This window comes from Xenorhabdus bovienii SS-2004, from assembly GCF_000027225.1.
In the GTDB taxonomy this organism is placed as follows: Bacteria; Pseudomonadota; Gammaproteobacteria; order Enterobacterales; family Enterobacteriaceae; genus Xenorhabdus; species Xenorhabdus bovienii_C.
In genome coordinates, this window is the sequence record NC_013892.1 from 527,056 (window position 1) to 546,058 (window position 19,003).

The 19,003-nt window shown below is 45.9% G+C and carries 13 protein-coding genes and 2 rRNA genes; 8 read left to right on the plus strand and 7 right to left on the minus strand.

The window, feature by feature from the left end; genetic code table 11:
* Positions 1 to 72 precede the first annotated feature (72 nt).
* Positions 73 to 2,982: ribosomal RNA gene (locus XBJ1_RS02280) — 23S ribosomal RNA — on the plus strand.
* A gap of 86 nt (positions 2,983 to 3,068) precedes the next feature.
* Positions 3,069 to 3,184 (plus strand): 5S ribosomal RNA (rrf, locus tag XBJ1_RS02285).
* Between the two features lie 55 nt (positions 3,185 to 3,239).
* Here the strand turns inward: rrf and XBJ1_RS02290 are convergent.
* Positions 3,240 to 3,899 carry a GntR family transcriptional regulator gene (locus XBJ1_RS02290; RefSeq protein ID WP_038198303.1) on the minus strand — a complete coding sequence of 220 codons (660 nt, stop codon included), beginning with the start codon at positions 3,897 to 3,899 and terminating at the stop codon, positions 3,240 to 3,242.
* 352 nt (positions 3,900 to 4,251) lie between these two features.
* Between XBJ1_RS02290 and XBJ1_RS02295 the strand changes: the two genes are divergently transcribed.
* The 5 genes from XBJ1_RS02295 to XBJ1_RS02315 are packed head-to-tail and all read left to right on the plus strand — an operon-like array spanning position 4,252 to position 9,979.
* On the plus strand, positions 4,252 to 5,502 hold the full coding sequence (locus XBJ1_RS02295) for an NRAMP family divalent metal transporter (protein WP_012987129.1): 1,251 nt from the start codon (positions 4,252 to 4,254) through the stop codon (positions 5,500 to 5,502).
* Between the two features lie 10 nt (positions 5,503 to 5,512).
* Positions 5,513 to 6,280 (plus strand): LamB/YcsF family protein, encoded by a 768-nt coding sequence (locus tag XBJ1_RS02300; RefSeq protein WP_012987130.1) that lies wholly within the window; start codon positions 5,513 to 5,515, stop codon positions 6,278 to 6,280.
* A gap of 31 nt (positions 6,281 to 6,311) precedes the next feature.
* Positions 6,312 to 7,910 carry an urea amidolyase family protein gene (locus XBJ1_RS02305; protein ID WP_012987131.1) on the plus strand — a complete coding sequence of 533 codons (1,599 nt, stop codon included), beginning with the start codon at positions 6,312 to 6,314 and terminating at the stop codon, positions 7,908 to 7,910.
* Positions 7,907 to 9,685 (plus strand): acetyl/propionyl/methylcrotonyl-CoA carboxylase subunit alpha, encoded by a 1,779-nt coding sequence (locus XBJ1_RS02310; protein ID WP_012987132.1) that lies wholly within the window; start codon positions 7,907 to 7,909, stop codon positions 9,683 to 9,685. Before XBJ1_RS02305 ends, XBJ1_RS02310 begins: the two co-directional genes overlap by 4 nt.
* Positions 9,686 to 9,745: 60 nt before the next feature.
* Positions 9,746 to 9,979 carry a hypothetical protein gene (locus XBJ1_RS02315; RefSeq protein WP_012987133.1) on the plus strand — a complete coding sequence of 78 codons (234 nt, stop codon included), beginning with the start codon at positions 9,746 to 9,748 and terminating at the stop codon, positions 9,977 to 9,979.
* Between the two features lie 36 nt (positions 9,980 to 10,015).
* Here the strand turns inward: XBJ1_RS02315 and frdD are convergent, their stop codons facing one another.
* Genes frdD through frdA form a run of 4 tightly spaced genes read right to left on the minus strand, consistent with a single transcriptional unit; the run spans position 10,016 to position 13,319 of the window.
* Positions 10,016 to 10,372, minus strand: a complete 357-nt coding sequence (frdD, locus tag XBJ1_RS02320; RefSeq protein ID WP_173346405.1) for a fumarate reductase subunit FrdD — start codon at positions 10,370 to 10,372, stop codon at positions 10,016 to 10,018.
* A gap of 13 nt (positions 10,373 to 10,385) precedes the next feature.
* On the minus strand, positions 10,386 to 10,781 hold the full coding sequence (gene frdC / locus XBJ1_RS02325; RefSeq protein ID WP_012987135.1) for a fumarate reductase subunit FrdC: 396 nt from the start codon (positions 10,779 to 10,781) through the stop codon (positions 10,386 to 10,388).
* 14 nt (positions 10,782 to 10,795) lie between these two features.
* The gene (locus tag XBJ1_RS02330) at positions 10,796 to 11,530 is read right to left on the minus strand and encodes a succinate dehydrogenase/fumarate reductase iron-sulfur subunit (RefSeq protein WP_012987136.1); all 735 of its coding nucleotides are present in this window, start codon (positions 11,528 to 11,530) and stop codon (positions 10,796 to 10,798) included.
* Positions 11,523 to 13,319, minus strand: coding sequence for a fumarate reductase (quinol) flavoprotein subunit (gene frdA, locus XBJ1_RS02335; protein ID WP_012987137.1), 1,797 nt, complete (start codon positions 13,317 to 13,319; stop codon positions 11,523 to 11,525). Before frdA ends, XBJ1_RS02330 begins: the two co-directional genes overlap by 8 nt.
* A gap of 848 nt (positions 13,320 to 14,167) precedes the next feature.
* On the opposite strand from frdA, the gene epmA reads away from it, so the two are divergent.
* Positions 14,168 to 15,145 (plus strand): elongation factor P--(R)-beta-lysine ligase, encoded by a 978-nt coding sequence (gene epmA, locus XBJ1_RS02340; RefSeq protein ID WP_012987139.1) that lies wholly within the window; start codon positions 14,168 to 14,170, stop codon positions 15,143 to 15,145.
* Positions 15,146 to 15,285: 140 nt separating this feature from the next.
* Here the strand turns inward: epmA and glpQ are convergent, their stop codons facing one another.
* Complete coding sequence (gene glpQ, locus XBJ1_RS02345) at positions 15,286 to 16,362, minus strand: glycerophosphodiester phosphodiesterase (protein ID WP_012987141.1); 1,077 nt, start codon at positions 16,360 to 16,362, stop codon at positions 15,286 to 15,288.
* A gap of 535 nt (positions 16,363 to 16,897) precedes the next feature.
* Positions 16,898 to 18,253, minus strand: coding sequence for a glycerol-3-phosphate transporter (gene glpT, locus XBJ1_RS02350; protein WP_012987142.1), 1,356 nt, complete (start codon positions 18,251 to 18,253; stop codon positions 16,898 to 16,900).
* Between the last annotated feature and the right edge of the window lie 750 nt (positions 18,254 to 19,003).

The following is a 19,003-nucleotide window of genomic DNA, read 5'->3' on the forward strand; positions in this document are numbered from 1 at the left end:
CAATCAGTGCCGTCATGGACGGGACTGGTGAGTCTCTCAAAACGCACACCCGAAGACACCTTCGGGTTGTGAGGTTAAGCGACTAAGCGTACACGGTGGATGCCTAGGCAGTCAGAGGCGATGAAGGGCGTGCTAATCTGCGATAAGCGCCGGTAAGGTGATATGAACCGCAATAACCGGCGATACCCGAATGGGGAAACCCAGTGCAATCCGTTGCACTATCCTGGCCTGAATTCATAGGGTCCGGAGGCGAACCGGGGGAACTGAAACATCTCAGTACCCCGAGGAAAAGAAATCAACCGAGATTCCCCCAGTAGCGGCGAGCGAACGGGGAACAGCCCAGAACCAACATCAGCATCAGCGTCAGGAGAACGGTCTGGAAAGGCCGGCAGTAAAGGGTGATAGCCCCGTATCTGAAGACACTGGTGGTGTGAGTTCGACGAGTAGGGCGGGACACGTGGTATCCTGTCTGAACATGGGGGGACCATCCTCCAAGGCTAAATACTCCTGACTGACCGATAGTGAACCAGTACCGTGAGGGAAAGGCGAAAAGAACCCCGGCGAGGGGAGTGAAATAGAACCTGAAACCGTGTACGTACAAGCAGTGGGAGCCTTGATTTATCAGGGTGACTGCGTACCTTTTGTATAATGGGTCAGCGACTTATATTCTGTAGCAAGGTTAACCGTTTAGGGGAGCCGCAGGGAAACCGAGTCTTAACTGGGCGTTAAGTTGCAGGGTATAGACCCGAAACCCGGTGATCTAGCCATGGGCAGGTTGAAGGTTGGGTAACACTAACTGGAGGACCGAACCGACTAATGTTGAAAAATTAGCGGATGACTTGTGGCTGGGGGTGAAAGGCCAATCAAACCGGGAGATAGCTGGTTCTCCCCGAAAGCTATTTAGGTAGCGCCTCGTGAATTCATCTTCGGGGGTAGAGCACTGTTTCGGCTAGGGGGTCATCCCGACTTACCAACCCGATGCAAACTGCGAATACCGAAGAATGTTATCACGGGAGACACACGGCGGGTGCTAACGTCCGTCGTGAAGAGGGAAACAACCCAGACCGCCAGCTAAGGTCCCCAAGTCATGGTTAAGTGGGAAACGAAGTGGGAAGGCTCAGACAGCCAGGATGTTGGCTTAGAAGCAGCCATCATTTAAAGAAAGCGTAATAGCTCACTGGTCGAGTCGGCCTGCGCGGAAGATGTAACGGGGCTAAACCATGCACCGAAGCTGCGGCAGCAACACTTAGGTGTTGTTGGGTAGGGGAGCGTTCTGTAAGCCTGCGAAGGTGTGCTGTGAGGCATGCTGGAGGTATCAGAAGTGCGAATGCTGACATAAGTAACGATAAAGCGGGTGAAAAACCCGCTCGCCGGAAGACCAAGGGTTCCTGTCCAACGTTAATCGGGGCAGGGTGAGTCGACCCCTAAGGCGAGGCCGAAAGGCGTAGTCGATGGGAAACGGGTTAATATTCCCGTACTCGGTGTTACTGCGAAGGGGGGACGGAGAAGGCTAGACCAGCCGGGCGACGGTTGTCCCGGTTCAAGCGTGTAGGTGGGAAGAATTGGTAAATCCGTTCTTCCGTGAACACTGAGGCGTGATAACGAGGCACTACGGTGCTGAAGTGGTTGATGCCCTGCTTCCAGGAAAAGCCTCTAAGCATCAGGTAACAGTGAATCGTACCCCAAACCGACACAGGTGGTCAGGTAGAGAATACTCAGGCGCTTGAGAGAACTCGGGTGAAGGAACTAGGCAAAATGGTGCCGTAACTTCGGGAGAAGGCACGCTGGCGCCAGGTGACGGGACTTGCTCCCCGAGCCGAGGCCAGTCGCAGATACCAGCTGGCTGCAACTGTTTAATAAAAACACAGCACTGTGCAAACACGAAAGTGGACGTATACGGTGTGACGCCTGCCCGGTGCTGGAAGGTTAATTGATGGGGTTAGCGGCAACGCGAAGCTCTTGATCGAAGCCCCAGTAAACGGCGGCCGTAACTATAACGGTCCTAAGGTAGCGAAATTCCTTGTCGGGTAAGTTCCGACCTGCACGAATGGCGTAATGATGGCCAGGCTGTCTCCACCCGAGACTCAGTGAAATTGAACTCGCTGTGAAGATGCAGTGTACCCGCGGCAAGACGGAAAGACCCCGTGAACCTTTACTATAGCTTGACACTGAACCTTGAACCTTGATGTGTAGGATAGGTGGGAGGCTGTGAAGTGCGGACGCCAGTCTGCACGGAGCCATCCTTGAAATACCACCCTTGAATGTTTGATGTTCTAACGCAGGCCCGTTATCCGGGTCGCGGACAGTGTCTGGTGGGTAGTTTGACTGGGGCGGTCTCCTCCCAAAGCGTAACGGAGGAGCACGAAGGTTAGCTAATCACGGTCGGACATCGTGAGGTTAGTGCAATGGCATAAGCTAGCTTGACTGCGAGAGTGACAGCTCGAGCAGGTACGAAAGTAGGTCATAGTGATCCGGTGGTTCTGAATGGAAGGGCCATCGCTCAACGGATAAAAGGTACTCCGGGGATAACAGGCTGATACCGCCCAAGAGTTCATATCGACGGCGGTGTTTGGCACCTCGATGTCGGCTCATCACATCCTGGGGCTGAAGTAGGTCCCAAGGGTACGGCTGTTCGCCGTTTAAAGTGGTACGCGAGCTGGGTTTAGAACGTCGTGAGACAGTTCGGTCCCTATCTGCCGTGGGCGTTGGAAGATTGAAAGGGGCTGCTCCTAGTACGAGAGGACCGGAGTGGACGCACCACTGGTGTTCGGGTTGTCATGCCAATGGCACTGCCCGGTAGCTAAGTGCGGAAGAGATAACCGCTGAAAGCATCTAAGCGGGAAACTTGCCTTGAGATGAGTCTTCCCTTGTCCCTTGAGGATACTGAAGGAACGTTCAAGACGAGGACGTGGATAGGCTGGGTGTGTAAGCGTAGCGATACGTTGAGCTAACCAGTACTAATGAACCGTGAGGCTTAACCTGACAACACCGAAGGTGTTTTGGTGAGAGAGAGAGACGCAGTTTCAAATGAAAAACAGCAGCTTGTTCGGGATTGAACACAGAATTTGTCTGGCGGCCATAGCGCGGTGGTCCCACCTGATCCCATGCCGAACTCAGCAGTGAAACGCCGTAGCGCCGATGGTAGTGTGGGGTCTCCCCATGTGAGAGTAGGGCACTGCCAGACATCTATTTAGCCAGAGAAGCCACCCACCGGGTGGCTTTTTTGCGTTTGAGACATTTTATTCGTTATTTTTACGAGTATAAGCCGCCAATACTGTTCTTTCTGATAACTCTAGATAATCTTTCATCTTTTTAGCTGCTAATTCTGTCTGACCAGAATCTAAAAGCTCCAGTATATGTGCATTTTTATCAATATAAGGGGCATACAGTAGCTCAGGATCATTCAAAAGCCCAAAAGCCAAACGAAGTTCTGCTGAGATATTGCGGTAGAAAGTAATCAATCTTTTACTGTCAGTTAATTCTACAATTGCGGTATGGAAATGCATATTTGCGGTGCCGACGCCAACCCAATTTTGGTTATTCCGATATAGTTGCGCACTGGTCACGGCCTCTTTCATTTTGGCAACGCTGGGGTGCATGGAATATGCCTGAGTGAGAGCCTGACATTCAATCAGTCGTCGAACCTGATAGATATCAATAATGGATGCAATATCGGGAATCGCTACAAATACACCGCGATTGGGTTGGTGTTTCAGCAATCCTTCTTGCGTTAGAACGCGGAATACTTCACGTAACGTATTGCGTGAAATCTCAAGCTGTTCACTGAGAATGGCTTCTGATAAGCGTTGCCCCGGTAACAACTCCCCAATAACCAATTTATTCCGTATTGTTTCAGCAATTTTCTTACTCAAAATTTGGGGAGAATTCTCTTTTTTCATAGTCATCCATTGGGTTTATAGCTGAGAAAAAGCGCTTTCGATGATCAAAAGTTAATCTTCACATATTCCCTGATAACCAGCAAGTTACCGACATTGGATTATTATAGGGAATGTATTGCACTGAAATGATGCATCTTGGTACTTTCCTTGATAATTGATGTTGAAAAAGTGATCTGTATTGAACTTTTATCACCTATAAAACGATTCTATTTGCTCATTTTCTCAACATGATCTATTTATTGTTCAACAACTATATGTGAAATATTTAACAATAATGTTATTTAGTTCCACAATGTATGAATATTGCTTAGGAAATAATAAATACGATAACAATGACAGGGGGACATAGCCTATGGCAATACAGGAAACAGTAAAACAAGAAACGGTTAATTTTGTGGTAAATCGGCGGTCGTCTTTAATGGCCGCGGTTTTTTTGATGGCAACATCGGCGATTGGGCCTGGTTTCATTACGCAAACAGCAACATTTACTGCAACGATGGGTGCCGCTTTTGCTTTTGGTATTTTGGCCTCGATCCTGATTGACTTTGTGGTACAGCAAAATATTTGGCGAATTGTTACCTTAACCAAGATGCAATCGGCCGATATCGCCAATGCAGCGATCCCCGGAAGCGGTTATTTATTGGCTGCACTAGTGATGTTTGGAGGATTAGTTTTCAACGTTGGAAATATTGCTGGCGCAGGGTTGGGGCTTAATGCTCTGATTGGTTTAGAACCTAAATGGGGCGGATTATTAAGTGCCTTGATGGCGATTTATATTTTTGCCTCGCGTAGGGCTGGGGTTGCCATTGATCGGATTATTGTCGTATTGGGCGTAGTTATGATAGGGCTGACTCTGTTTGTTGCGATAGTTTCCAATCCTCCTGTGGGGGAGGCGTTGCGGCAAACGGTTCTGCCTGATGACATCAATTTTGCGACTATTACGACAATTGTGGGGGGAACAGTCGGTGGTTACATATGCTATGCCGGAGCCCATCGTTTGCTGGATAAAGGTATGACAGGCGTAGAGAACATTGATGCTGTATCCAGTGCGGCAACCAAAGGAATTTTAGCAGTAGGACTGATGCGTTATTTTTTATTTTTGGCAATATTGGGAGTGGTTGCCAGTGGTGTCACACTCGATATTGCCAGTGAAACGGCAAATCCTGCTTCACAAGCTTTTCAGGTCGTAGCGGGTGAATTTGGGTTGCGTATTTTTGGCTTGATTCTGTGGTCTGCGGCAATCACCAGTGTTATTGGTGCGGCTTATACCTCTATCTCTTTTGCCCGCGTATTTAAAAAACAGTTGACTGATCGTCATCTCAATATAATTACTCTCTGTTTTATTACCCTCTCATTAGCAGTTTATTTATTGATAGGAACACCTCCAGCTGCTTTGCTGGTGTTTGCAGGCGGCTTTAATGGGCTGATTTTACCCCTTGGTTTGACTATCTTTGTTTATGTTGGCTGGAAACGGGCTGATCTCATGGGAGGATACCATTATCCCCGCTGGTTACTATGGTCAGGGGTCGTCACCTGTGTACTGACATGGTATATGGGAGCGATGTCTATTAGTTCAATTTTCGCTTTTCTGAAAGCAGCTTAAGAGAATAATAATGATAAAAGCAATTGATTTAAATAGTGATCTTGGTGAAAGTTTTGGTCAGTGGAAAATGGGTAATGATGCAAAAATGTTGGGTATTGTCAGTAGTGCAAACGTCGCTTGTGGTTTTCATGCTGGAGATCCGGTAGGTATTTTGCAGACACTTAAATCTGCAAAGGAAAACCAAGTTGCTATCGGAGCCCATATATCTTATCCCGATTTAGTCGGTTTTGGTCGGCGTAATATGGATATTGCCAGCCACGAATTGACAGCAGATGTGATTTATCAGATTGGTGCTCTGCAAGGTTTGGCTCTAGCAGCAGGGACAAGTGTTCGTTATGTGAAACCGCATGGTGCGCTGTATAACACGATCGCTAATAATGAGCGTCAGGCACTTGCTGTTATTGAAGGCATTTTGGTGATTGATCCTAACCTTGCTTTAGTTGGATTGGCAGGATCAAACATTCTCCGATTGGCACAGGAAAAAGGTTTGAAAACTATCGCCGAAGCTTTTGCGGATCGTGCTTATACCGCAGAAGGGGAGCTAGTTTCCCGTCGTGAAGCCGGTGCGGTGTTACACGATGTAAATCTCGTCGCACAACGCATGTTGCAATTGGTGACTGAAGGTGGAGTAGATTCCATCGATGGCAAATTCACACCTATCAAGGCGGATTCCATATGTGTGCATGGGGATAGTCCGGGGGCTTTGGATATGGCAAAACAGGTAAAAAAAGTTCTGCAACAGGCAGGGATTACCATTCAGTCATTTATCCACGCATAATCATACGGGTTTATGATCTCAGGAGATCACTTTGCGTTTTTTACTTGTTAATTTCAATACAATACTTGTTGAACTCAGTGGATTGCCAGAAACATTGGCGTTGTTTGATTCACTGAGTATTGTTCCGGTATTGGGGATTGAAGAGATTATACCTGCGGCGAGAACCCTAATGATTCGTTTTCGTCCAACGAAAATCTCAATTCACCAACTCGTAGCAGAAATTGGCCACCGTGACTTGCATGAGTGCAGTCATCCTCAAGGAAAACAGATTGAAATTCCGGTGCACTATAATGGTGACGATTTAGCGGAAGTTGCTGAAATACTGGGGTGCACGGCTCAAGACGTTATCCGCCAGCATACCGAAAACGAATATACAGTGGCTTTTAGCGGATTTGCGCCTGGTTTTGCTTATATGGTATCGGATATGGCACAGTGGAATATTCCCCGTCGGCAAACACCAAGAACCCGTATTCCTGCGGGTGCCGTTGCACTGGCGGGAGAATTCAGTGGTATTTACCCTCAGGCGAGTCCCGGTGGTTGGCAGATTATCGGCATCACAACCGAACGTATGTGGGATCTTTCCCGTCCTGATCCTGCTCTATTACAGCCGGGTTATCGTGTCAATTTTCGGGATGCTGGACGTGCCACTGTAACGGTAAGTTTGTCAGAGACCTCACGCACCAATCCGGTTTTTCAATCTGAAACTTCTCGCTATTTAGAAATCCGGAGTGTGGGATTGCAAACCCTGTTTCAAGATTTAGGACGTTTTGGCAAATCGGGATTGGGGATCTCAGAATCCGGTGCTATGGATAAAAGTGCTTTGCGAAGTGCAAACCGTATTGTAGGTAATTCTTCCGAGCAGGCGTGTCTGGAGATAGTACAGGGTGGTTTTAAAGCGGTTGCCTGTGGGCAGATGATGGTTGCTGTTACAGGTGCGCTATGTCCTATTGAGATAAAAACTCCGCAGGGTGAACTCATTCATGTAAGTGCTTACAAACCCATTGACTTAAGTGATGGTGATGAAATTATCTTGGGAAGACCTGATGCGGGAACGCGTTCTTATTTGGCCGTGCGGGGTGGTTTTACGATCCCTTCTGTATTATCCAGTCGCTCATTTGATACGCTATCTCATATCGGGCCTGAGCCACTAAAAGCCGAAGATAAATTGGTCGTGGGAACAACGTCTCATTGCGCTGCGGTGTCTTTTTCTGAGACGCTTGCTTTTGTGATGCCAAATAAAAATGAGATTGTGGTATTGGATGTGCTCCTTGGCCCTCGCACTGACTGGTTTACTCAAGAGTCGATTGATTTATTACGAAACCAGATTTGGCAGGTGACGCCACAATCCAACCGGATTGGCTTAAGATTAAATGGTGAGTGTTCACTATCACGCATTAAGTGCCAAGAACTGCCTAGCGAAGGAACCTGTGCCGGAGCCATTCAAATTCCTGCCAGTGGTCAGCCTGTGCTGTTTCTGTCTGATCATCCATTGACAGGAGGATATCCCGTCATTGCTTCTGTGGCACATTATCATCTTGATCTTGCAGGTCAGATCCCGGTCAACGCCAAAATTCGATTTAATCCCATCATACAATTTCACGAATTATCAGGGAGTGAAGACTTGCGATGAACACTATTGTGAACAATGTAAATAAGAATCCAAACAAAGTGCTGATTGCCAACCGTGGTGAGATTGCCGTTCGTATTATTCGAGCCTGTCGTGATTATGGTGTGCAGACTATTGCTGTTTATGCGGATGCTGATATTAATGCTCAACATGTGCAATTGGCAGATGAAGCTTACGGTTTATCGGGGAATAGCCCCGCAGCAACCTACCTCAATATTCCACGTTTATTGGCGATAGCGAAGCAGTCGGGAGCAACGATGGTGCATCCCGGATATGGATTCTTGTCTGAGCGAGCGGAATTTGCCCGTGCCGTTATGGACGCAGGATTGATTTGGATTGGCCCTAATCCAGAAACCATTGATGAACTTGGCGATAAGGTTAATGCTCGTAAGATTGCCCATAAAGTTGGTGCGCCTTTGGTAGTCGGTACGTCAGAGCCAGTCAAAGATGCACAGGAAGTTGTCGCTTTTGCAGAGGAACATGGCTTGCCGATAGCCATTAAAGCGGCATTTGGCGGAGGGGGACGTGGGCTGAAAGTCGCTTGGCGACTGGATGAAGTGGCAGAACTTTATCACTCGGCAGTACGTGAGGCGACAGCTGCATTTGGCCGTGGCGAATGTTTTATCGAACAGTTTCTTGATAAGCCGCGTCATATAGAAGCACAGATTATTGCGGATAAACAGGGTCATGTTGTGGTGGTTGGCACTCGTGATTGCTCCTTACAGCGCCGCAACCAGAAATTAGTGGAAGAAGCCCCGGCACCATTTTTGACTCAACAACAACGGGAGCGTATTCATCAGGCGGCAAAAGCGATTTGTGCGGAAGCCAATTATGTGGGAGCGGGTACAGTTGAATTCTTACTAAGCGCCGATGGAACGCTCTCTTTTTTAGAAGTGAATACTCGCTTACAAGTAGAGCATCCTGTCACGGAGGAAACGGCAGGTATCGATCTCGTGATTGAGCAGTTGAGAATCGCGGAAGGTCATCCATTGAGTATTCAGGAGACACCAGTTCCAAGAGGCCACTCATTTGAGTTTCGCATCAACGCTGAAGATGCAGGCAAAGGTTTCCTACCGATGTCAGGGGTTATCAGCGAATTTACCCCGCCTTCGGGGCCCGGTATTCGTCTGGATTCTGGCGTGATCAGTGGCTCCACTATTCCTGCGACCTTGGATTCTCTGATGGCGAAGTTGATTGTCACAGGCACAACCCGTGAACAGGCCATCTCGCGCGCACGTCGGGCACTACGGGAATTCAGAATCCGTGGTGTGGCTTCTGTGTTGCCTTTTCATCAAGCCGTGATGGAACATCCTGATTTTGTTTCTGATGAGATCTTCAATGTTCATACCCGTTGGATTGAAACGGATTTTGCGAATGAGATTGAAGCGTTACCACGCCAGATTGTGACAGAAGATAACAGCATCACGCGTACATATATTGAAATTGATGGCCGCAGGCATGAGCTCGGGTTGTCTGCCGATTTATTTGCGGGATTTTCTCATTTGGCACCTGTTAGGGAACAGCAATCTTCCCAGTCTGCAATAAAGGAAAAAATGCCGGCAGACTCTCGTCAGGTGAAGGCACCGATTTCCGGTATTTTGCATTCTTGGATTGTGAAAGAAGGTGAGCAGGTTAATGAGGGCGAACTCATTGCCGTGATGGAAGCCATGAAAATGGAGGTGCAAATTAATGCACACCGTGCAGGGAAAATCACATTCTGTGTACAGGCGGGGGATTATCAGGATGCAGAAAGCACTCTGGCCCATATTGAATATTGAATCGGTAGGAAATAACAATATTGAGTTGTCAGATTCTGCGGTGATTAATAATCATACTGTTTGGTTAAGACAATATCTCAGAAAGTAGCTCGTGAAAGCTTAGGATTTCCAGAATTCTTTGAAGGAGGGGTTTATGTCACCAAAAATGGTGTTTCTGAATTATTTGTTCAAACGGCGAATGAACGAGATGCCGAATTGCAGGAAAGAGTGCTTGAGCGTCAGGTTCATGCACTATTAAAACTCATCAACACTGAAGCACTTTATCGTCATCAAATCCTTCATTCTCTCCAATAAATAAGCCCACCTTTTGTGGGCTTCAACCAACCTCAATTACAGCGTAAACACCCCAATCAAGGCAACCACACTCAAAATAGCGGCTGTACCATAAAACACCCCTTTACTAGCTGGAATATGGATTTGCAGATCGTGCATACCGTGGTGCAGACGGTGCATTCCGCACCAGAGCGGCAGGCTGATCATCAGCAACAAAAAGATGCGGCCAATGAAACTCTGACAGAATGTCAGAACACGATCATAAGAGAGGGCTTCCGGTGCCAGTCCCAACGGGATCAGAAAGCCCAGCAGCAGAACCATCGCCGGCCCGACAATGGCGCTCCACATACCGCCGGCACCAAATAGACCCCAGAAAATCGGTTCATCGGAACGCTTAGGTCGTTGATTCATCAGATCCTCCCCGGGATTAGTAAAATAGTGCAACGCCGAGAATCACGGCGGTGGCAATGATAGTGATTGCCCATAATAGTTTGATAATCGGCTCCGGCGACATTTTTTCATTTTTGACAATGATATTGAGGGCTTTCGGAGCCAGTTCAAACCACGTTTTCGTATGCAGCAAGGTCGCCAGTAAGGTGATGATATTAATCACCAGTACCGCCGGATGTTGCAGAAAAGAGACAAAACCCGCCCAACTTTCTGGTCCATCTTTCAGGGCAAACAGACCATAGAGCACCAGCAGGCTGAACCAAATGGCAGGAATGGCAGTGCCTTCGCGTATCATATAAAAACGATAGAAGCTCAATTTATGCCACCAATGGGATTCCATACCGCGCACATAAGGTTTACGTTTAGTCGTCATTACTCTCTCCTCCCTCATTGTGGTTTCAGCATGGAGATAAGGAAATCTTTGGCACTTTCCGCTTTGCTCTGCTGAATTGCACCCGCCGGATCGACGTGTTTTGGGCAAACTTCAGAGCAGTAACCGACAAAAGTACAAGACCACACGCCATTGTCACTGTTGATCTGAGGCATCCGTTCTTTCTTGCCGTGGTCACGGTTATCAAGGTTATAACGGTGTGCCAGCGTGACTGCGGCAGGGCCAATGAATTCAGGATTCAGACCGAATTGTGGGCAGGCGGCATAGCACAGGCCGCAGTTGATGCAGCCTGAAAACTGGTGATATTTCGCCATTTGTGCCGGTGTTTGCACATTCGGGCCATCAGCAGGCTTGCGATCATTACCAATGATATAAGGCTTGATAGCTTCCAGACTCTCAATAAAGTGAGTCATATCGACAACTAAGTCTCGTTCAATGGGGAAGTTGCCGAGCGCTTCAATTTTCATCCCTTGCGGATAATCGCGCAGAAAGATTTTGCATGCCAGTTTTGGCACTCGGTTTACCATCATGCCGCAGGAACCGCAGATCGCCATGCGGCAAGACCAGCGGTAAGACAGATCGGGAGCCAGATTGTCCTTAATGTAGCCTAACGCATCCAGCAAGGAGGTTTGCTCATCATAAGGCACCTCGTAGGTGACGAAATGAGGTTCGCTGTCGATTTCCGGGTTATAGCGCATGACTTCCATTTTCAGGTTTTTCATCTCAGCCATTCGCCTGCTCCTTCTGTTGTTTATCTTGTGCTGCGGCTTCACCACCATAGACCCGCTTCGCGGGTTTAGATATGGTGATTTTCACATCACTGTACTCCAAACGTGGTGCACCTTCTGGGTTATAGAACGCCAGCGTATGTTTCAAGAAATTCTCATCATCACGCTCTGTACAACCTGCATCAAGGCGCTGGTGGGCTCCACGGGACTCTTTGCGGTTCATGGCAGAATGCGCCATACATTCAGCGACATCCAGACCAAAGCCCAGTTCAATTGTGTAGAGCAGATCAGTATTGAACACACTGGAACGGTCAGTGATTTCGATATGCCTGAAGCGTTCCTTCAATTCCGTAATTTTATCCATGGTTTTCTGCATCAGCTCTGGAGTACGGTAAATCCCACAGCCTTCTTCCATTGAAATACCCAGTTCATCACGGATTTTCGCCCAGCTTTCAATACCTTTCTGATTCAGCAGCTTATTGAGTTTATTTTCGATATCACGGGCTTGTGCATCCAGCGCGTTTTCATTGGCAGGTGTGGTTTGCTGAATATGTCTGACGGCTTCTTCACCTGCCAAACGGCCAAATACCACCAGTTCTGCCAATGAATTGGAACCGAGGCGGTTTGCCCCATGCAGGCCGACGGAAGCGCATTCGCCAATAGCAAACAGTCCTTTGATACGGGTTTCACACTGCGGGTTAGTTTCGATTCCACCCATGGTGTAATGTGCCGTTGGGCGAACAGGAATTGGTTCTTTAACCGGATCAACACCGACATAGGCTTTTGCCAACTCACAGATGAATGGCAAGCGTTCGAGCAGTTTTTTCTCACCTAAATGGCGCAGATCCAGATGAACCACATCACCACGCGGCGTCGCGATAGTACGGCCTGCCTGCCATTCATGCCAGAAAGCCTGAGAAACTTTGTCTCTTGGCCCCAGTTCCATATATTTGTTTTCGGGTTGACCAAGGGGCGTCTCTGGCCCCATCCCATAATCCTGTAGATAGCGGTAGCCATCTTTGTTCACCAGAATGCCACCTTCACCACGGCAGCCTTCTGTCATCAAAATACCAGAACCCGGCAGGCCGGTTGGGTGATATTGTACAAACTCCATATCACGCAGTGGTATGCCGTGGCGGAATGCCATTCCCATGCCATCTCCCGTGACAATGCCGCCATTGGTATTATAACGGTACACGCGTCCTGCCCCGCCCGTTGCCATAATGACCGCATTGGCGCGGATCTGAACTTTCGTTCCTTCCATCATATTCAGTGCAACCAAACCGCGCACCTGCCCTTCATCTACCAGAATATCGAGCACAAAGTGCTCATCGAAGCGTTGTATTTGCGGGTATTTCAGGGAAGTCTGGAACAGCGTATGGAGCATATGAAAGCCGGTTTTATCTGCGGCAAACCATGTCCGTTCGATTTTCATGCCGCCGAAACGACGCACGTTCACGGAACCGTCTTCCTTACGGCTCCAGGGACAACCCCATTGCTCCAGTTGGATCATTTCTGTCGGGCAGTGTTTGACGAAATACTCAACCACATCTTGTTCACATAACCAGTCGCCACCCGACACGGTGTCATTGAAGTGAAAGTCATAGGAGTCATGAGATTGAGTGACGGCGGCTGATCCGCCTTCTGCGGCCACGGTGTGGCTGCGCATGGGATAAACTTTTGAGATCAGGGCAATCTTGAGTTGGGGATTGGCTTCAGCGGCAGCGATGGCTGCCCGTAAGCCTGCGCCACCGGCTCCGATAATGGCTAGATCGGCATTGAAGGTTTGCACTGCGCTTCTCCATTGTTCAAGTGGGTGGTTCAAATGAAATGAGTTAAAATCGGCTAAAGGAGCTCATGCGTTATCACTCGTCACTTTCTTTATCTATGTTATTTCACAGTGATATTTTTCTTGTTTAAGCGAGTGTTATTGATAATTTGCTATGCCTTAACGATTTAGGGTCACTATCTGTTACTTTTTGTATGGATTAAGTATAGCCAATTGTAAAGAGAGTAAATTTGATATAAATGCGGGTTTTGTGGGATTTTGCCAAAATAATGTGATATAGATCACTTTTCTGTGGTTTTTTAAATTATTTATATAGGAAATTATTCTTATTATAAATATAAGTAAAATCATTATGAAATATTTGTTAACACTATCTGGAATAATGCTACGATAGCGATCTTCTTATTTCTAGAAAATAGTTTTGTTTTTTTATTTTTGACAATAAGAAATTAGATTAATTTCTTGGTTTTTTTTCTGGCAGCTATTTTTTTGCACAGAAAACATATTATTAATAATAATTTTGGATTGTTTTTTAATTAAATATTTTTATCAAAATCATTAATTAGTGCTTCGTCATAGAAAGTAAATTAATCCGAACTTTATGATTTTTTTGATATTGTTCTCACCGAAGTCTTGCGATTCATAGTGTATAAATTTTGGTTTAATGTTTACTAAAAAATTATTTTTTATGTCCCGCTGTTTTCCACATGAAGGACAGGGGTATTCTGTTCACTTTTATAGTGGAGAATGGCAAGTAAAAATGATATTCACTAATCTGATGTTGAAAATTTGTCTAGTGGACTTGATATGAGTAAACTGCGCGTTTTGTTTTATTTTGGAGTCATTGGAACATGAATGAAGTCACGGATTGGCAGCCAAGTGCCCCTATCGCCAATTTATTGAAAAGGGCGAAGATTCTTGCGGAGATACGGCGCTTTTTCGCAGATCGTGGGGTGTTGGAGGTTGAAACCCCTACCATGGGTCAGGCGACCATCACTGACATCCATCTTGTGCCTTTCCAGACACGGTTTGTCGGGCCGGGAGCGGCGGATGGTCTGACTCTGTATCTGATGACTAGCCCCGAATACCACATGAAGCGTCTTTTGACAGCAGGAAGTGGTTCCATTTATCAGATGGGTCGCAGTTTCCGTAATGAGGAAGCGGGTCGCCACCATAATCCTGAGTTCACTATGTTGGAATGGTATCGTCCACATTACGACATGTATCGCTTGATGAATGAAGTGGATGATCTGTTGCAGCAGATCTTAGAGTGCGAAAGTGCAGAATCCCTTTCTTACCAGCAGGTGTTCATTCGCTATCTGGAGATTGACCCGCTTACCGCGAGTAAAGAAAAACTGCGTGAAGTGGCAGCGAAGCTCGATCTCAGCAATATCGCTGATCAGGAAGAAGATCGGGATACCTTGTTGCAACTGCTTTTCACTATGGGTGTTGAAACGCATATCGGGCTTGAAAAACCGACATTTATTTATCACTTCCCGGCTTCACAAGCGTCTTTGGCTGAAATCAGCAAGGAAGATCACCGTGTTGCAGAGCGTTTTGAAGTCTATTTCAAAGGCATGGAACTGGCGAATGGCTTTCGTGAACTGACTGACAGCCATGAACAGCGCCTGCGTTTCGTGCAGGATAATCGTAAGCGTGAAGCGATGGGATTGCCTGTTATGCCGATTGATGAACGTCTGCTTAAAGCCCTTGAACACGGGATGCCTGAATGTGCCGGAGTCGCTTTGGGAGTGGATCGCCTGATCATGCTTGCGCTGGGTGCTGAACGGATCAGTGAAGTGATTGCCTTTCCTGCTGGGATTTCCTGACGCGACTATTAGCGTCAGAGGTTTTTTATCCAACGATTTTATTGCTGAAGGTGCAGCTTCCGGCTGCACCTTTATTGCCCTTCACCTTTCAAATTGCAGTGCGGTGGCTGCAATTTGAAATCTATTGGGTATCGTATTGATTATTTATGTTCGTGGCGTTTTTCCAGAAATTTCACGGCTAAGTCAGGGAAATCGGTGAAAGCACCATCAACATTGGCTTTGTCGAAAACGATATCGAATAACTGATTGCCGCTGGTGGCATATTTTGGCAGTTGATCGACACGGATAGTGTATGGATGAACGGCAAGATGGCTGGCGTGTGCTTCTTGCACCAAACCCGTTAGCTTAATGTTGTTTGGTGTGGAGTCATTGGCGATGAGCATGTGATAATCAGGGCCAATGCCATCGGCATATTTTGCCACTTCTTTCATGGCACCCGGTTTAAACATCCAGTCATAACTATAATTTACCCATGAGCCATCTTGTTTCTGCTCATAAGTTTCTTTCCAGTCGGTGTAAGCGATGAGCTGTATCAATTTCAGATCCATGCCCATTTTCGGTTCCAACTCATTTTTGATGCGTTTGAGTTCATTGGCATCAAAGCATTGCAGATAAACTTTATCGCTCTTTTTGGTGTAGCCGTATTGTTTCAGGACTTCCAGTACCTTGGCGGTGATATCTTTACCTTCCTGGTGGTGGAACCATGGGGCTTTGATTTCAGGGTAGATACCTATGTTTTTGCCAGTAGATTTATTCATACCCTGAATAAACTCAATTTCTTCCTGAAAAGTATGAATGCTGAAATCTGATTTTCCCATTGGGAAACGTCCGGGATAGCTCTGTACTTTTTTACCCCCCTCGATATCAAAACCTTCGGTAAATCTCAGGGACTTAATTTCCGGCAAGGTAAAATCAATAGCATAGTAACGGCCATCAGCACGGGCACGGTTTGGAAAGCGCTCTGCCACATCTGTTACGCGGTCAAGATAATGATCATGCAGCACGATGAGTTCATTATCTTGGGTCATAACGAGATCTTGTTCCAGATAATCAGCACCTTGTGCATAGGCCATAGCTTTGGCTGGCAGTGTGTGCTCAGGCAGATAGCCGCTGGCTCCACGATGGGCGATCACAATCTTATCAGCTGCATGTGCAATACCGGACATCGACGACGCTAACAGCAGACCTGCCATGATGGCTTTGATAGGGGTTTGCATTGGAGTTCTCCACATTTATAGTAATGTATAGTAATAAAAATCTTAAATAAAAATGATGTTATTTTTTTAGCTTGTTTTTTTAAAACAGCAAGAAGAATATGATGATTATTCAATGCAGCTTTTTATATAAAATAACGACATAACACAATGCTGAATACTGATTTTATCTGTGGTATGTCACAGTTTTATGACAGTCGTGTTCATTCTTTAAACGTGCTGTTGAAGTTGTATTTTTGATTCAATACGATATATAGATAGGTAAACTAATAATGTCATAAATTTGGTTTAGTTTTATAAATATTTAATCTAAATAACTCCTTGGAAATAAAATGATTATGACCATGAAGAGCAATATATAAAGTAAAAATCAGTAATATATTTAACCAAATATGACATGAATAAGTAAACCTGTAATTAGGGAGCAATGGATTAGTTCAGTCAGTTGGGTTTGGCAATTAATTTTTCAAGTAACCGCAGTATCAGAAGTAGTACTGCGGTCAATTTTACGTGTTATTACCGTTTATGTGGCGGCAATTTACTGGCTAGCTATACGAGCGATTTCCTGCTTATGTTTATTCTCGCTTAACATGACAAACAACAGTAGAACGACGGACAGGGCACTGCCGCCGATCATGACCATAAATCCGCCGTCCCAACCGAAGAAGTCAACGGTATAACCGACAATGATACTGGCCGCAACCGAACCACCGAGGTAGCCAAACAAACCGGTAAAGCCTGCCGCTGTTCCCGCCGCTTTTTTCGGTGCCAGTTCAAGAGCGTGCAGGCCAATCAGCATCACTGGTCCGTAAATCAGGAAGCCGATAACCAGCATACAGATCATATCAATATTTGGGTTACCCGCCGGGTTCAACCAGAATACGATGGTGGCGATAGTCACCAGTGTCATAAAGAATACGCCGGTGGCACCACGGTTGCCTCTGAACACTTTGTCAGACATCCATCCACATAGCAGCGTACCGGGAATACCCGCATATTCGTAGAGGAAGTAAGCCCAGGACGATTTATCCATAGCAAAGTGCTTTACTTCTTTCAGGTAGGTTGGTGACCAGTCGAGGATACCGTAGCGCAGCAGATAAACGAATACGTTGGCAATTGCGATCATCCACAGCAATTTGTTAGGCAGAATGTATTGCAAAAAAATCTCTTTTGCAGTCAATTCCTTTTCATTTTTGTCCGTATAGTCAGGCGGATAATCGTTTTTATACTCTTCTATCGGCGGTAAACCACAGGATTGTGGAGTATCGCGCATCAAGGAAAATACGATAATTGCGACAAGGATGGCGGCAAATGCAGGCATATAAAATGCGGCTTTCCAGTCCTGGAACCACGCCATACCCAGCATGAACAGTAACGGAGGCAAGCCGCCACCAACGTTATGTGCACAGTTCCAGATAGAAACGATCCCACCACGCTCTTTCTGTGACCACCAATGAACCATAGTACGGCCGCAGGGAGGCCAACCCATGCCCTGAAACCAGCCACACAGAAATAGCAGAACAAACATGACGGCAATGCTGGAAGTTGCCCACGGCACGAAACCCATAAACAGCATCACTGCTGCGGCGAGTATCAAGCCGGCAGGTAAGAAAATACGTGGATTGGAACGATCAGAAACGGAACCCATGATAAATTTTGAGATACCGTATGCAATCGAAATCCCTGACAAAGCGAAGCCAAGATCACCTTTGGAAAAACCTTGTTCCGCTAGGTGAGGCATTGCCAATCCAAAGTTTTTCCTTACTAAATAGTAAGCCGCATACCCAAAGAAGATCCCCATGAAAATTTGCCAGCGAAAGCGACGGTAGAGTGGATCTATTTCTTGCGCGGGCAGCCGGGCTTTGTGGGGTGCCGGTCTAAAAATACTTAACATGTTTGTCTCCACATGACTTTTGGTGTTAGCGAATTACCATCTCTGAGCGATGATGATGTTAAACGAAGAATTTTCATTAACTATTTTCTATATAGAAGGAAATAATAGCCAAAATAATATGCTATATCTGTGATGTATCGCTGACCTGTAGATATAATTTCGCAAAGACCGCAATTTTGAGTGATTTGTTAGAGTTTTGAAATATAATTTACCGATAATATAGTGACCTACGTCACAATAAAACGCTTTGCTTGTTACTTATGAGCGTTTAAAGTTCGTTTATGTTCCTTTCTTAAAGTTAATCCATATTATTGGCAGGGGTTAATACTCAGTAAATATAAAGTTGTAAAAATATGAAATAATATTTTCATAAAATCATACAGACATAAATTCATAAATAAAGGGTGACATTTATCGTCGGGATTTTAACGGGCTATCACTATTTAAATAATGCCTCTGTTTAGTCGTGTAGCTTATTTTTATTTACATGTTTGGCGTTTTTTATAACGCAGTTACAAATAAAATGTTTGGATTTAAAACTCAAAATAATAGATATTACTACAAGTAGGTATTCATATTCATGATGTCAGTTATCATGAAATTTTGAACATCTATTTTTTAAAATAAGATAATAATATCAAGGTAATACCAGATTGTATAAGGCGTAATACAATCTGTCAGCCAATAAATAGCCTTTTTATTTGTAGGTTAATTAATTAAAGATTACATAATAATATTAGTTAATAAAAT